Source organism: Rhizobium sp. J15 (assembly GCF_002531825.1).
Lineage (GTDB): Bacteria > Pseudomonadota > Alphaproteobacteria > Rhizobiales > Rhizobiaceae > Rhizobium.
Genome location: NZ_NWSX01000012.1, coordinates 107,215 through 120,860, shown reverse-complemented (window position 1 = coordinate 120,860; position 13,646 = coordinate 107,215). Strand labels below are relative to the sequence as shown.

Sequence of the window (13,646 nt, the reverse complement as noted above, 5' to 3'; positions counted from 1 at the left end):
GCTCTCCTTTTCAAATTATAGATAATTTTTGATTTCATCTATTTTTATGAAAAGGATTCGACTCAAATGCAAGCTGACTGAGCTGACTTTGGATCAATTCCAACATTCGAGGCTCGCGAGTCGATGCAGACATGCGCCGCAACCGAATGAAAACGCTTAATTATTTAGCCGTCTCTTCGCCGACAAAATTATCTATAATTTTAGAGAAAGTCAGCCTACGATGGCGAAGGCGTCGGGCCCACCGCTCTTTTGAGCGGATTGCGGGGCGCGGCCGATCCATTGCACATGTTTCTGCAGAATGGCGGCGGCCTCTTCGGCCTTGCCCTGGCGAAGGGCGGCGAGGATGGCCCGATGGTCGTGATCCGTCCGTTTTTCCCAGCCGGAACGCCAGGCGGAAAAAAGAAAACGGGCGCTGGCCGCATGCAGATCATCGATGGCGGCAAGCAGGCGCGGCATGGCGCATGGGGAAAGGATCAGCCGATGGAAGCGGCGGTTGGCCTCCTCCCAGGCATGGACGTCGGCCGCGGCATCGCCCTCGCGCGCCGCCGCCTCGGCGGCATCGAGAATGGCGGGGGTCATGTGCCGGACGGCATGTTTCAGCGCCAGCACTTCGAGGGCGGCGCGCATTTCGGCGACTTCGCGCACTTCGGCGAGATCGAAGGAGGCAACGCGCACGCCCCGGCGCGGCTCGCTGATCGCCAGCCCCTGCGCCTCCAGCCGGCGGAAGGCTTCCCGCACCGGCACGTGGCTGGCTTGAAATTCCTCGGCGATATGGTCCTGCCGCAGGCGCGCGCCCGGTGGCAGTTCGCCGAGCACGATGCGCTCGGCGAGCACCCGGCTGATGCGGCTTGCGATTGTATCTTCCGGTTCCCTAGCCATGCACGTTCAGTAGCGGGCAGGTACCGGCTTGTCGAGGCCGGAGTGACCGTGTCTCGCGCCACCGATCCTATAGCCGGCGCGGAGCCGCCCGCGTGCCGCATCCCAGCCATGCCGGAGATCAGGTTGAGCTTTGGCCGGCCATCGTGTAAAGCCGCAGCATTCCCGGACAAGACCCAGACTTCCAGCAAGGCGTGAACATATGGACGGCTTCGACCTCATCATCTTCGACTGCGACGGCGTTCTGGTCGATTCGGAAATCATCGCGGCGGAAGTCGAATCCGGGCTTCTGACGGAGGCCGGCTATCCGATCGGCGCCGAAGAAATGGGCGAGCGCTTCGCCGGCATGACATGGCACAACATCCTGCTCCAGATCGAGCGCGAGGCAAGCATCCCGCTTTCGGCTTCGCTGCTGGAGAAATCGGAAAAGCTGCTCGACGCCAGGCTGGCGAGTGACGTGAAGGCCATTCCCGGCGTCGAATTCGCCATCTCCAGGCTGCCGATGAAGCGCTGCATCTGCTCGAATTCGAGCACGAAGCGGCTCGACATGATGCTGGGCAAAGTGGGTCTGAAGCCGCTGTTCGCGCCCAATATCTTTTCCGCCAAGGATCTCGGCGCCGACCGCGTCAAGCCGAAGCCCGACATCTTCCTGCATGGCGCGAGCCGCATGGGGGTTTCGCCCGACAAGACGGTCGTCGTCGAGGATTCCGTGCACGGCGTGCACGCGGCGCGCGCCGCCGGCATGCGGGTCATCGGCTTTACCGGCGCCTCGCACAGCTACCCCGCGCATGCCGACAAACTGACGGATGCCGGCGCCGAGACGGTCATCTCGCGCATGAACGACCTGCCGGGCGTCGTCGCCGCGCTCGCGGCATGGGAAGGCGTACTTTAAGGTTAGGCAACACCCTTTGCTCCCTCATCCCTGTGCTCGTCACAGGGATCCAGTGCGCCCAAGTCCTTGGGCGCGAAAGAAGACTACTTACGTCGACGATAGTCATTCACCGCGCCGACGCGCGATGAATGGATTCCCATGACGAGCGCAGGGCTGAGGGCATCCGAGCCCAGCAAAATTGCTTTTAGCTGCTCTTCTTGCTCTTTGCCGGCTGGGTATCGAAGCCGATGTTGACGCGGACCAGCGCGCCGGAGCCGACCGGCAGCTTGATGCCTTCCTTGCGGAAGATCACCTGCGCGCTCGCGGCACCCTGCGGGATCTCCGTCGGGAACTTGGTGACTTCGGAATAGAGCACGCTGTCGCCGTCGACGACGGAGATGCGGATCGGCAGCGTGACCGGACCGGGACCACCGGCCGGACCGGTGATGAGGCGCAGCTGCGCGACGATGGTCATCGTCAGGTTCGTGTCGTTCAGCGTGCACTGGCGGGTGTAATCGCCGACGGAGGCCTGGAGGACAATCTGCTGCGGATCGTCCTTCTTGCCCTTGGCGTAGGTGCGGAAGATCGCATCCTGGTCGCGCATGAAGATCTGCGGGCAGGCGCCCTGAACGACCGGGGCCGTCGTGCCTTGCGCCGTCGTGGCGGTGCCGATCGAAGGATTGTTCGAGGACGGATTGGCCGGCGCCAGCGGCATGATCTGGGCGTTGCCGTTCGGCTGGGCCGGCGGCGGCTCCGTCTTGCTGTCGCCGCCTACGCCGAGCGAGTTGCAACCAGCCAGCAGGGCAAGGAAAGAAGCAGAGACGATGAGACGCGAGACCTTGCCGAGCACGATATTCCACCCCTTGCACAAGCGTTTCTTGGAGGCCCCATGTCTTTTTCGCGAGGCCTTTCACGACGGTTTGCGATGGTCTATATCAGCGGCGCAAACAAAAATCGATTGGGTACGCGCCGTTTTGATGCACTTTTCGCCGCCGGATGCGGGCAACTTCAACAAGATAACGGCAATGGTGTGGCCTCGAGGGCAGCGCCTTGCCGGTTTGCGGCAAAGCGGGCCAGGCTGCGCCCGGCCGTATTTCCTCCAGCGATAGATCAAGGATAACGAACGTGGACTATATCTCGACCCGCGGCGAGGCCCCTTCCCTCGGCTTTTGCGACGCCCTGCTGACGGGGCTGGCGCGCGACGGCGGGCTTTATGTTCCACGCAAATGGCCAAGCTTTTCCAAGAAGGAAATCCGCAGCCTGCGGGGGAAGACCTATCAGGAGATCGCCTTTACCATCCTGTCGCCCTTCACCAATGGCGAGATCCCTGACGAAACCTTCCGGGCGATGATCGACGAGGCCTACGGCACCTTCCGCCACCCGGCGATCGCCCCGCTCGTCCAGACCGGGCCGAACAGCTTCGTGATGGAGCTTTTCCACGGCACGACCCTCGCCTTCAAGGATGTGGCGATGCAACTGCTCGCGCGGCTGATGGACTATGCGCTGGAAAAGCGCGGCGAGCGGGCGACGATCGTCGGCGCAACCTCGGGCGACACCGGCGGTGCTGCCATCGACGCATTCGCCGGGCGCGAACGCACCGACATCTTCATCCTCTTCCCGCACGGCAAGGTCTCGCCGGTGCAGCAGCGGCAGATGACGACCTCGACCTCGGCGAACGTGCATGCACTCGCCGTCGAAGGCAATTTCGACGACTGCCAGAACCTCGTCAAAGCGATGTTCAACGACGTGGCCTTCCGCGACAAGGTCAGGCTCTCGGGCGTCAACTCGATCAACTGGGCGCGCATCATGGCCCAGATCGTCTATTATTTCACGACGGCCGTGGCGCTCGGCGGGCCGGACCGGAAGATCTCGTTCACGGTGCCGACCGGCAATTTCGGCGATATTTTCGCCGGCTACTGCGCCAAGCGCATGGGCCTTCCGATCGACCGGCTCGTCATCGCCACCAACGAGAACGACATCCTGACGCGGACGCTGAAGACCGGCCGCTACGACATGAAGGCGGTCAAGGCGACGACGTCGCCGTCGATGGACATCCAGATCTCCTCGAACTTCGAACGGCTGCTTTTCGAAGCCTATGACCGCGACGCCTCGAAGGTGCGCGCGGCGATGGAAAGCCTGAAGCAATCGGGCGGCTTCGAGATTGCGCCGGAGGCGCTGAAGACGATCCGCCGCGACTTCCGCGCCGGGCGCGCCAGCGAAAAGCAGGTGGCCGAGACGATCCGCAAAACCCATGCCGAGACCGGCTATCTCCTTGATCCGCATTCGGCGATCGGCGTCTTCGTCGCTGAGAAGAAGGAGAAGCCGAATACGCCGATGGTGACGCTTGCGACCGCGCATCCGGCGAAATTCCCCGTCGCCGTAAAATCCGCCTCCGGTATTGACCCGGCGCTTCCGACGTGGCTTGCTGGTCTGATGGACAGGGAGGAGCGTTTCCAGATCATCAAGCCGGAGCTTAAAGCCGTAGAAACCTTTATCGGCCAGCACGCCCGCGGCGAGACGAAGGCAGGCGCAGAAAGATAGCCAATGACAGTTGAGTGCACCCGGCTGAAATCCGGGCTGACAGTAGTCACCGAGACCATGCCGCATCTCGAAAGCGTCGCGCTCGGAGTCTGGATCAAATCAGGATCGCGTAACGAGACGCTAGACGAGCACGGCATCGCTCACCTGCTCGAACACATGGCCTTCAAAGGCACGGCGCGCCGCACGGCCCGCCAGATCGCCGAGGAAATCGAGGACGTGGGCGGCGAAGTCAATGCCGCCACCTCGACCGAGACGACGTCCTATTACGCCCGCGTGCTCAAGGACCATGTTCCGCTCGCCGTCGACATTCTCGCCGACATCCTGACGGAATCGGCCTTCGAGGAGGAAGAACTCGAACGCGAGAAGCAGGTGATCCTGCAGGAGATCAACGCCGCCAACGACACGCCCGACGACGTGGTGTTCGACCGCTTCTCCGAGGCCGCTTATCGCGACCAGACGCTCGGACGGCCGATCCTCGGCACGCCGGAGACCGTTGTCTCCTTCACGCCGCCGCAGATCCGCACCTACCTCAGCCGCAACTACACGACCGACCGCATGTTCGTGGTGGCCACCGGCGCCGTCGATCATGAAGAATTCCTGCGCATGGTCGAGGATCGCTTCGCCAGCCTGCCGACTACGCCGTCGGCGCCGCCGGTCATGGAAGCGGCGCGCTATATCGGCGGCAGCGTGCGCGAGCCGCGCGACCTGATGGACGCGCAGATCCTGCTCGGCTTCGAGGGCAAGCCCTATCACGCCCGCGATTTCTACTGCTCGCAGATCCTCGCCAACATCCTCGGCGGCGGCATGTCTTCGCGGCTCTTCCAGGAAGTGCGCGAATTCCGCGGCCTCTGTTATTCCGTCTATGCCTTCCACTGGGGCTTTTCCGACACCGGCATCTTCGGCATCCATGCGGCGACCGGCGGCGAAAACCTGCCGGAACTGGTGCCCGTCATCATCGACGAGCTGCACAAATCCGCCGATCAGATCCACCAGAAGGAAATCGAGCGCGCCCGCGCCCAGATCCGCGCCCAACTGCTGATGGGCCAGGAGAGCCCGGCCGCCCGCGCCGGCCAGATCGCCCGGCAGATGATGCTCTACGGCCGGCCGATCTCCAATCCGGAGATGATGGAGCGGCTTGAGGGCATCACCATCGAGCGGCTGACCGATCTTGCCGGCCGGCTGTTCTACGACACGGTGCCGACGCTTTCGGCGATCGGGCCATTGGAACAGCTCGCGCCAATGGAAGACATCAAAGCCTCGCTTTCGGTCCCGGCGCCGAAGACGATGCAGGCAAGCCTCTGAGCCGCCGTCCGTTCCGCCGGGAGTGATCGATGCCAAAATCGGTTTTTCGGTTCCTGTCGCGGCAGCCGGAAGCGGTCGAGCTGGAAAACGACAAATATCTGCTGCGCCTGCCGCGCTACCAGGATTTCAGCCAATGGCACCGGCTGCGCGCCGAGAGCCGCAAGTTCCTGGAGCCCTGGGAGCCGACCTGGCGACGCGACGAGCTGACGGAGGGCGCCTACCGCGCCCGCGTCATCCGCGGGAAGCAGGAATATGCCTCGGGCCAGGCGATCCCGCTGTTCATCTTCCTCAGGGACAACATGACGCTCGTCGGCGGCATCACCATCGGCTACATAAGACGGGGTGCGGCGCAAAGCTGCATGATCGGCTACTGGATGGGCGAACGCCATGCCGGCCAGGGGCATATGTTTGCCGCCCTTCAAATGGTTATTCCTTATATCTTCACCGGGCTTGAGTTGCACCGTATCGAAGCAGCCTGTATTCCAGATAACGCGCGCAGCATCCGCCTGCTTGAAAAAGCCGGGTTTCAGCGGGAAGGCTATCTGCGCGGATATTTGAAGATCAACGGTCAGTGGCACGACCATGTGATGTTTTCACGTCTCGCCACCGATACGGATAAAGGCAGGAAAACCGACAGCCGATGACCAGAGACCGCATGCTGCCCAAGTCACCGTCCGGACGAGTGATCGCGGTGATCGCAGCCTTTTTCCTGGCGGCCTTCGCCCTCGTGGCGAGCGTTGCCCAGGCGGCCGAACCGGTGAAGATTTCCCGTGACGATACAGCCCTCGACCTGACGGCGACGACCGAGATCTACGCCAATCAGGGCGAGGCATTCCAGGTTTCGACGGCCGCAGGCGCCGACGGCATCCGCCGCCGCATCGAGGTTCGGGCCAGCTCGGAGAACCATCAGGGCGATTGGGCAGTGTTTGCGCTCGCCAATGTTTCCGAGGAGCAGCTCGAGCGCGTGATCGTCGCGCCGCATTTCCGTCTGGTCAATTCCAAGCTCTTCTGGCCGGATCTCGGCTCGCAGCGCATCATGGCGATCACGCCGAGCGAAGGTTTCGCGCTCGACCGGCAGCCGAGCGATGAGGCCGACGTCTTTCGCATCACGCTGAACCCCGGCGCGGTCATCACTTTCGTCGCGGAGCTTTCGACGCCGGAGCTGCCGCAGATCTATCTCTGGGAGCCGAACGCCTACAAGGATACGATCAACGCCTTCACGCTCTATCGCGGCATCGTGCTCGGCATCGCCGGCCTCTTGGCCGTGTTCCTGACCATCCTCTTCGTCGTCAAGGGCACCTCGATGCTGCCGGCGACGGCAGCGCTCGCCTGGGCGGTGCTCGGCTATATCTGCGTAGACTTCGGTTTTCTCGGCAAGCTGATCAGCGTCGCCTCGGCCGACCAGCGAATATGGCGCGCCTGCGCGGAAGTGGCGCTGGCCTCGAGTTTCGTCATCTTCCTCTTCACCTATCTGAACCTCAACCGCTGGCATGCGCATCTGGGTTACGCGACGCTCGCCTGGGTACTCGGCCTTGCCCTGCTCTTTGGCGTGGCGATCTACGATCCGTCGATCGCGGCCGGCATCGCCAGGCTATCCTTCGCGCTGACGGCGGCGACCGGCCTGCTTTTGATCATCTATCTCGGCTTCAACCGCTACGACCGCGCCATCCTCCTAGTGCCGGCCTGGGCGCTGACGCTCGTCTGGCTGTTCGGGGCGTGGCTGACGGTCACCGGCCGGCTCGACAACGACATCATCCAGCCGGCGCTCGGCGGCGGCCTCGTGCTCATCGTGCTCCTGATCGGCTTCACGGTGATGCAGCACGCCTTTGCCGGCGGCGCCTTCCAGCAGGGGCTGTTTTCCGATCTCGAACGGCAATCGCTGGCGCTGACCGGCTCCGGCGACATGGTGTGGGACTGGGACGTGGCGCGCGACCGCGTCGTCACCATTCCCGACGTCTCGATCAAGCTCGGCCTTTCCGCCGGCGCGATGCACGGGGCGGCGCGCAACTGGCTGCCGAGGCTGCACCCGGATGACCGCGACCGCTTCCGCGCCACGCTCGACGTGCTGCTCGAACACCGGCGCGGCCGGCTGAACCACGAATTCCGCATCCGCGCCGAGGACGGGCATTTTCATTGGCTGTTGATCCGCGCCCGGCCGGTGCTCGGCTCGAACGGCGAGATCATCCGCTGCGTCGGCACGATCGTCGACGTGACGGAGCAGAAGAATTCCGTCGAGCGGCTGTTGCACGATGCGCTGCACGACAATCTGACCGGACTGCCGAACCGGCAGGTCTTCCTCGACCGCCTGCAATCAGTGCTGGCGCTGGCGCCGGGCGGGGAAACGCTGCGCCCGACGGTGATGGTGATCGACATCGACCGCTACAAGCTGGTCAACGATTCGCTCGGCGTCGCAGCCGGCGACAACATCCTCATCGCGCTGACGCGGCGCCTGCGCCGGCTCCTGAAGCCGCAGGATACGCTGGCGCGGCTTGCAGGCGACCAGTTCGGCCTTATTCTCGTTTCCGAGCACAATCCGGCCAAGGTCGCCGATTTCGCCGACGCGATCAGCAAGGCGATCATGGTGCCGATCAATTTCTCCAATCGCGAGATCATCCTGACGGCCTCGATCGGCCTCGCCTCCTGGGTGGATCGCCAGGAAAGCGCCAGTGGCCTGCTCAGCGATGCAGAGCTTGCCATGTACCGGGCAAAGCGTGCCGGCGGCAACCGCGTCGAGCCGTTCCAGCCGGCCTTCCGCGATTTCGGCACCGACCGCCTGCAGCTGGAAACGGACCTGCGCCGCGCCATCGAGCGCAAGGAACTGTCGATGGTCTACCAGCCGATCGCGCGGCTGGAGGATGCCGAGGTCGCCGGTTTCGAGGCCCTGATGCGCTGGGAACATCCCAAGCGCGGCAATATCCCGCCCTCCGAATTCATTCCGATCGCCGAGGCTTCCGATATCATCGGGGCGCTCGGCATATTCGCGCTCGAGCAGGCGACCAACGATCTGATGAGCTGGCAGCACCAGACCGGCGAACTGCCGATCTTCGTCTCGATCAACCTGTCGAGCGTGCAGCTGCTCAACAACGAGCTCTACGACGACGTGCGCTCCGTGCTCGCCAAGACACATTGCGAGCCCTCGCGCCTCAAGCTCGAACTGACGGAATCCATGGTGATGGAGAATCCGGAACAGGCGCGGCTCGTGCTGCAGAAGCTGAAAGAAGCCGGCATCGGCCTCGCGCTCGATGATTTCGGCACCGGCTACTCGTCGCTGGCCTATCTCACGCGTTTCCCGTTCGACACGATCAAGCTCGACAAGACGCTCGTGCGCGGCGGCAACGACAAGAAGGCGACCGTGCTGAAATCCGTGATAGCAATGGCGCGCGAGCTGGAGATGAAGGTGGTGGCGGAGGGGATCGAATCCGACGAGGATGCGATCGAACTCGCCAAGATGGGCTGCAATTACGGGCAGAGCTATCATTTGGGCCAGCCGGCGACTTCGGAAGCGGTCCTGCGGCTGCTGCGGGAGCGATTTCCGCTGACGAAGCGGGCCTGACCCGCGAGGCCGATCCAGCCGGTTTCGGCGCAGCCGGGCGATTCCTGCCGCTGCGCCGACCTCCCCAATAATGACCATTGACCACCGGCCGGCGATCTGCGCTTTTCTTTCATCCCAACAGGAACATTCCATGCTCAAGCTGCTGCTCGCCCTTTCCATGAGCGTTCTTTGCGTCTCGCCGCTTCAGGCGGAGGATATTCATCCCGTCACCAAAAGCTGCCAGCCGGGCGCGAAGCAGGCCCACTGCGAGAGGTGGACGAAAGAGTTCAAGACAGCCCTGGAACAGGCCCATAAGGGCGATCACGGAGCACAGGTGATCGTGGCTCTCTGCCTTTCCTCCGGCTGCCATGGCGCCGTGACCATCGATAGAGCTGCGTCCTGCAGCTGGCATCTCGTCATCGCCAATTCGGGGGCTGCGACCGTGCTCGACGCTTCCAACCTGCGCAACACCTGCCGACCGATGACGGCGACTGAGAAAGAGGAAGCCCGCGCACTTTCCGGCGATCTCGTCCGGAAGATCTACAAGCGCGCACCTGCTGCGACCGACCAGATGTAACTCTTAGATTCCGACGCGCCCCAACGCGAGCGTGAAAATAAACCCCATTGCCCTCCCCGCTTTCGCGGCTATTCTGCCGGCACAGAAAATCGGGAGGAAGACTGATGATCCTGCACTGCGTATTCCTGCGGCTGAAGACGGCGGTGACGAGTGAAGACAAGCAGTCCCTGTTCGACGCGATCGTCGCGCTGAAACAGGTCATTCCCGGCATACTGGATATCAAATACGGGCCGAACGTTTCGCCCGAGGGGCTGCACGGCGGCTTCGTCGACGGCTTTGCCGTCACCTTCGAAAGCCCCGAGGCGCGCGACGCCTATCTCATCCATCCCGAACATGTGACTGTGGGCGAACGCCTCGTCTCCTCGACGGACGGAGGCCTTGCCGGCATCCTGGTCTTCGACCTCAATATTTAAGAGCGCACCTGGGACGGCTGGGCCATGAATCAGGAAATCCGGCTTTTTGGCGCGATCGCGATCCGGCCCGCCGTCCTTGCTCTCATTCCCCGGTTCGAAGCGGCGACAGGTTTGATCGTTGCGGCCAAATGGGAGGTCAACCCTGCCGTTAAGAAGCAGATTGACGCCGGCGAGCCTTTCGATCTCGTCATCATCAATCCGCCCATGGTCGACGATCTCATCGCCTCGGGAAAGGTCGAGCCCGGCAGCCAGGTCGCGTTTGGCCGAATAGGAATGGGCGTGGCGGCCCGGGCGGGCAGCCGGCCGCTCGACATCGGATCGGTCGAGGCATTCAAACATGCATTGCAGAGCGCCGGATCGATCGCCTATGCCAGTGACGGCAGCAGCGGCGCCTACTTCTCCGGGCTGCTGGATCGCCTGGGAATAGCCGAGGAGGTGAAGCCCAAGCTCGTGGCCGCACCGGGAGGACAGACAGCGGCGGCGGTCGGCCGGGGGGAAGCCGAGCTGGGGGTCGTCCCCGTGACTTCAATTCTCGCGGCCGCGCCCGATGTCATGCTTGTCGGCCGGTTTCCGGCAGAGCTTCAGAGTTACATCGACTTCGCTATCGGCATCGGCGCCAGCGCAAGGGACGCAGAGGCCGCCAGGCAACTGTCGGAGTTTCTGGTGTCCGCTGCCATTGACGACATGCTGGCGGCAAGAGGTGTCGAGCGCCGCTGATGCGTGTCGCGCGGAAGTGCGCCGCGGTTCCGAACAACGGCGCACGACCTGCAGCATCGATCGTCAGCTCGATTTGGCCATGGCGGCGGCAAGCTGGTCGACATTGTACCTGAACATCTTTTCATAGGTCGGCGCCGGTCCCTTGGCGTCGGAAAGGGATTCGACATAGAGCTCGCCGCCGGGCTCGGCGCCCGTTGCCTTGGCGACCTGCTTGACTAGGCGCGGATCGTTGGAGTTTTCGAAGAAATAGGCCTTCACATGCTCGCTCTTAATCTGCTCGATCAGCTTGGCGACGTCGGCAGCCGAGGCTTCGCTTTCCGTGGAAAGACCGAGGGGCGCGAGGAAACTGACATTATATTCGCGGCCGAAATAGCCGAAGGCGTCATGGCTCGTCAGCACCTTGCGGCGGTCGCCCGCCACTTGGTCGAATTTCGAATGGGCGTAAGCGTTCAGCCTATCCAACGTTTGCGTATATTTCTCCGCATTGGCCTTGAAGGCGGCCGCATCGGCCGGATCTGCCGATGACAGCGCCTTCTCGATGTTGGCGACCCAGATCTTGACGTTGACGGGGCTGTTCCAGACATGCGGATCGGTGATGGTTTCGCCGTCCTCTTCCATGGTGCGGGTGTTGATGCCTTCGGAGACCGTGACCGGTTTGCCCTTATAGCCCGAGGCGGTGATCAGCCGGTCCATCCAGCCTTCCAGCCCTTCGCCGCTGACGAAGGTCACCTGCGCCGCGTTAAGGTTTTTCGCATCGGCCGGCGACGGCTCGAATTCATGGGGGTCGCCGTTCGGACCCACGAGGCTCTTCACGTCGACATGATCGCCGCCCACCTGTTTGACGACATCGGCGAGCACGGTGAAGGAGGCGACCACCTTCAGCGTTTCGGCGGAGGCCGGCGTGGTGGAGAGCGCCATCAAAGCGGGGATAGCTGCGGAGAGAAGCAGTCTATGCGGTATCATCGAAGTCTCCTTGGGATCAGCCCTTCAGATGTGGGCGGGGAAAGAAGCGCCGAGCCAGACCGGAAGGCGCAAAAAAGATCGAAAAGGCGTAGATCAGCGCCGCCGTCATGATGATCGTCGGGCCGGAGGCGAGTTCGAGATGGTACGAGGCGATCAGGCCGAAATAGCCGGAGGCAGCCGCGCTCAGGGTCGCGACGGCAATCATGGCCGGCAGGCTGCGGGACCAGAGCTGGGCGATCGCGGCGGGCAGCATCATCAGGCCGACCGCCATCAGGGTGCCGAGCGCCTGGAAGCTGGCGACGAGATTCAGCACCACGAGCAGCAGGAAGAGCACATGATAGACCGGCCCGCGCCCGCCGACGGCGCGCAGGAAGCCGGGATCGAAGCACTCCGCCACCAGCGGCCGATAGATGAAGGCGAGGACGACAAGCGTCAGCGAGGTGATAGCGCCGATCTGGTAGAGCGCCGGAGCATCGATCGCCAGGATCGTGCCGAACAGCACATGCAGCAGGTCGATGTTCGAGCCGCGCAGCGAGACGATCAGCACGCCGAGCGCCAGCGAAGCGAGATAGAAGCTGGCAAAGCTCGCGTCCTCCTGCAGCACGGTCATCCGGCTGACGGCACCTGACAGCAGCGCCACCGACAGGCCGGCAACGAGGCCGCCTAAACCCATCGCCGTCAGCGACAGGGAGCCCGCGACGAGGTAGCCGATCGCGGCCCCCGGCAGAACGGCGTGGCTCATGGCGTCACCCATCAGGCTCATGCGCCTGAGCATGAGGAAGACCCCGATCGGCCCCGAGCCGAGCCCGAGGCAAAGGCAGGCGACCAGCGCGCGGCGCATGAAACCGAAATCGGCGAAGGGTGCGAAGAAGATATCGTAGGCCGTCATGCCGCCGGCGCCTCTTCAGGACCGCATGCCTCGGCGTCCTCATCCCAGCGCTCGGCCATGGCGCGGGCTTTCAGCAGATTGGCGGATGACATGACCTCGGCGGTCGGCCCCCAGCCGACGAGTTCACGGGCGAGCAGCAGGGTCTGCGGAAAATGTGCACGGACGAGCTCGAAATCGTGCAGCACGGCGATGACGGTACGGCCTTCGCCATGCCAGCGAACGACGATATCGAGCAGATCCCTCGTCGTGCGGGCATCGATCGCCGTAAACGGCTCATCGAGCAGGATGGTGCCGGCATCCTGCAGCAGCAGGCGGGCAAAAAGCACGCGCTGGAACTGGCCGGCCGAGAGCGAGCCGACATGGCGCTTGCCGAAACCTTCGAGCCCCACGGCCGAAAGAGCCTCGCCTGCCCTTCTGATGTCGGCCGGAGCGACACGGCCGAAGGCGCCGGCAGTCTTCCAAGCGCCGAGCATCACGGTATCGATGACCGAGATCGGAAAACGCCGGTCGATCTCGGCCGCCTGCGGGAGATAACCGAATTCTGCGCGCCCCAGCCGGTGCTCCACCCTGCCCTCGGCGGGCCGAAGCTCGCCCATGATCGCCTTCAACAGCGTCGACTTACCGGCCCCGTTCGGCCCGGCGATCGCCGTCAGGCTGCCTGACGCAAAGGAGCCGGAGACATGATGGACGGCCGGATGACGGTCATAGGCGACAGTCAGATTGTCGAGACGGATCAGCGGCGTCATGGCAGCAGGACCGCCCAATGGATGACAAGCCAGAGCACGGCAATGAGCAGAAAAACCCCGATCACTCTCGATAAAGCCGATTGCCCCAAAAGGCTGATATAGAGGCGGTCGCGGCTCGGGGGCATGGCTCGTCCTGACAATGTAATAACATTACGGTTATGTTATAACGATTGCGGCGAGATTGAGGCGAGACCCGTGCGTTGTTCCGCAAATGGAAAA

General features: G+C 63.2%; 13 protein-coding genes. 8 read left to right on the top strand and 5 right to left on the bottom strand.

What is annotated here, in order from left to right; translation table 11 throughout:
- Positions 1 to 210 precede the first annotated feature (210 nt).
- The gene (locus CO670_RS13470; RefSeq protein ID WP_097590688.1) at positions 211 to 879 is read right to left on the bottom strand and encodes a GntR family transcriptional regulator; all 669 of its coding nucleotides are present in this window, start codon (positions 877 to 879) and stop codon (positions 211 to 213) included.
- A 199-nt stretch (positions 880 to 1,078) separates the two neighbouring features.
- Between CO670_RS13470 and CO670_RS13465 the strand changes: the two genes are divergently transcribed.
- Positions 1,079 to 1,768, top strand: coding sequence for an HAD family hydrolase (locus CO670_RS13465; protein ID WP_097590687.1), 690 nt, complete (start codon positions 1,079 to 1,081; stop codon positions 1,766 to 1,768).
- A gap of 184 nt (positions 1,769 to 1,952) precedes the next feature.
- On the opposite strand, the gene CO670_RS13460 is transcribed toward CO670_RS13465, so the two are convergent.
- On the bottom strand, positions 1,953 to 2,600 hold the full coding sequence (locus tag CO670_RS13460) for a hypothetical protein (RefSeq protein ID WP_176538933.1): 648 nt from the start codon (positions 2,598 to 2,600) through the stop codon (positions 1,953 to 1,955).
- Positions 2,601 to 2,863: 263 nt separating this feature from the next.
- Between CO670_RS13460 and thrC the strand changes: the two genes are divergently transcribed.
- From thrC to CO670_RS13425, 7 genes are all read left to right on the top strand, one after another.
- Positions 2,864 to 4,288 carry a threonine synthase gene (gene thrC, locus CO670_RS13455; protein ID WP_097590722.1) on the top strand — a complete coding sequence of 475 codons (1,425 nt, stop codon included), beginning with the start codon at positions 2,864 to 2,866 and terminating at the stop codon, positions 4,286 to 4,288.
- A 3-nt stretch (positions 4,289 to 4,291) separates the two neighbouring features.
- The gene (locus CO670_RS13450; RefSeq protein ID WP_097590686.1) at positions 4,292 to 5,590 is read left to right on the top strand and encodes a pitrilysin family protein; all 1,299 of its coding nucleotides are present in this window, start codon (positions 4,292 to 4,294) and stop codon (positions 5,588 to 5,590) included.
- 29 nt (positions 5,591 to 5,619) lie between these two features.
- The gene (locus CO670_RS13445) at positions 5,620 to 6,234 is read left to right on the top strand and encodes a GNAT family protein (protein ID WP_097590685.1); all 615 of its coding nucleotides are present in this window, start codon (positions 5,620 to 5,622) and stop codon (positions 6,232 to 6,234) included.
- Positions 6,231 to 9,143: a sensor domain-containing phosphodiesterase gene (locus tag CO670_RS13440; protein WP_097590684.1), complete on the top strand. Its 2,913-nt coding sequence runs from the start codon at positions 6,231 to 6,233 to the stop codon at positions 9,141 to 9,143. The genes CO670_RS13445 and CO670_RS13440 overlap by 4 nt, the downstream gene beginning before the upstream one ends.
- A gap of 130 nt (positions 9,144 to 9,273) precedes the next feature.
- Positions 9,274 to 9,699 carry a hypothetical protein gene (locus tag CO670_RS13435; RefSeq protein WP_097590683.1) on the top strand — a complete coding sequence of 142 codons (426 nt, stop codon included), beginning with the start codon at positions 9,274 to 9,276 and terminating at the stop codon, positions 9,697 to 9,699.
- A gap of 104 nt (positions 9,700 to 9,803) precedes the next feature.
- Positions 9,804 to 10,112 (top strand): Dabb family protein, encoded by a 309-nt coding sequence (locus CO670_RS13430; RefSeq protein ID WP_097590682.1) that lies wholly within the window; start codon positions 9,804 to 9,806, stop codon positions 10,110 to 10,112.
- Between the two features lie 24 nt (positions 10,113 to 10,136).
- The gene (locus tag CO670_RS13425; protein ID WP_097590681.1) at positions 10,137 to 10,829 is read left to right on the top strand and encodes a substrate-binding domain-containing protein; all 693 of its coding nucleotides are present in this window, start codon (positions 10,137 to 10,139) and stop codon (positions 10,827 to 10,829) included.
- A 63-nt stretch (positions 10,830 to 10,892) separates the two neighbouring features.
- Here CO670_RS13425 and CO670_RS13420 read toward each other — a convergent pair whose 3' ends face one another.
- Genes CO670_RS13420 through CO670_RS13410 form a run of 3 tightly spaced genes read right to left on the bottom strand, consistent with a single transcriptional unit; the run spans position 10,893 to position 13,427 of the window.
- Positions 10,893 to 11,792, bottom strand: coding sequence for a zinc ABC transporter substrate-binding protein (locus CO670_RS13420; RefSeq protein ID WP_097590680.1), 900 nt, complete (start codon positions 11,790 to 11,792; stop codon positions 10,893 to 10,895).
- A 16-nt stretch (positions 11,793 to 11,808) separates the two neighbouring features.
- Positions 11,809 to 12,681 (bottom strand): metal ABC transporter permease, encoded by an 873-nt coding sequence (locus CO670_RS13415; RefSeq protein ID WP_097590679.1) that lies wholly within the window; start codon positions 12,679 to 12,681, stop codon positions 11,809 to 11,811.
- Positions 12,678 to 13,427, bottom strand: a complete 750-nt coding sequence (locus CO670_RS13410) for a metal ABC transporter ATP-binding protein (protein ID WP_097590678.1) — start codon at positions 13,425 to 13,427, stop codon at positions 12,678 to 12,680. The genes CO670_RS13415 and CO670_RS13410 overlap by 4 nt, the downstream gene beginning before the upstream one ends.
- Between the last annotated feature and the right edge of the window lie 219 nt (positions 13,428 to 13,646).

Excerpts from the sequence above, each read along its gene's own strand:
- CO670_RS13470 (WP_097590688.1), bottom strand. The coding sequence starts at position 879 with ATGGCTAGGGAACCGGAAGATACAATCGCAAGCCGCATCAGCCGGGTG.
- CO670_RS13465 (WP_097590687.1), top strand. The coding sequence starts at position 1,079 with ATGGACGGCTTCGACCTCATCATCTTCGACTGCGACGGCGTTCTGGTC.
- CO670_RS13450 (WP_097590686.1), top strand. The coding sequence starts at position 4,292 with ATGACAGTTGAGTGCACCCGGCTGAAATCCGGGCTGACAGTAGTCACC.
- CO670_RS13445 (WP_097590685.1), top strand. The coding sequence starts at position 5,620 with ATGCCAAAATCGGTTTTTCGGTTCCTGTCGCGGCAGCCGGAAGCGGTC.
- CO670_RS13440 (WP_097590684.1), top strand. The coding sequence starts at position 6,231 with ATGACCAGAGACCGCATGCTGCCCAAGTCACCGTCCGGACGAGTGATC.
- CO670_RS13435 (WP_097590683.1), top strand. The coding sequence starts at position 9,274 with ATGCTCAAGCTGCTGCTCGCCCTTTCCATGAGCGTTCTTTGCGTCTCG.
- CO670_RS13430 (WP_097590682.1), top strand. The coding sequence starts at position 9,804 with ATGATCCTGCACTGCGTATTCCTGCGGCTGAAGACGGCGGTGACGAGT.
- CO670_RS13425 (WP_097590681.1), top strand. The coding sequence starts at position 10,137 with ATGAATCAGGAAATCCGGCTTTTTGGCGCGATCGCGATCCGGCCCGCC.
- CO670_RS13420 (WP_097590680.1), bottom strand. The coding sequence starts at position 11,792 with ATGATACCGCATAGACTGCTTCTCTCCGCAGCTATCCCCGCTTTGATG.
- CO670_RS13415 (WP_097590679.1), bottom strand. The coding sequence starts at position 12,681 with ATGACGGCCTACGATATCTTCTTCGCACCCTTCGCCGATTTCGGTTTC.
- CO670_RS13410 (WP_097590678.1), bottom strand. The coding sequence starts at position 13,427 with ATGACGCCGCTGATCCGTCTCGACAATCTGACTGTCGCCTATGACCGT.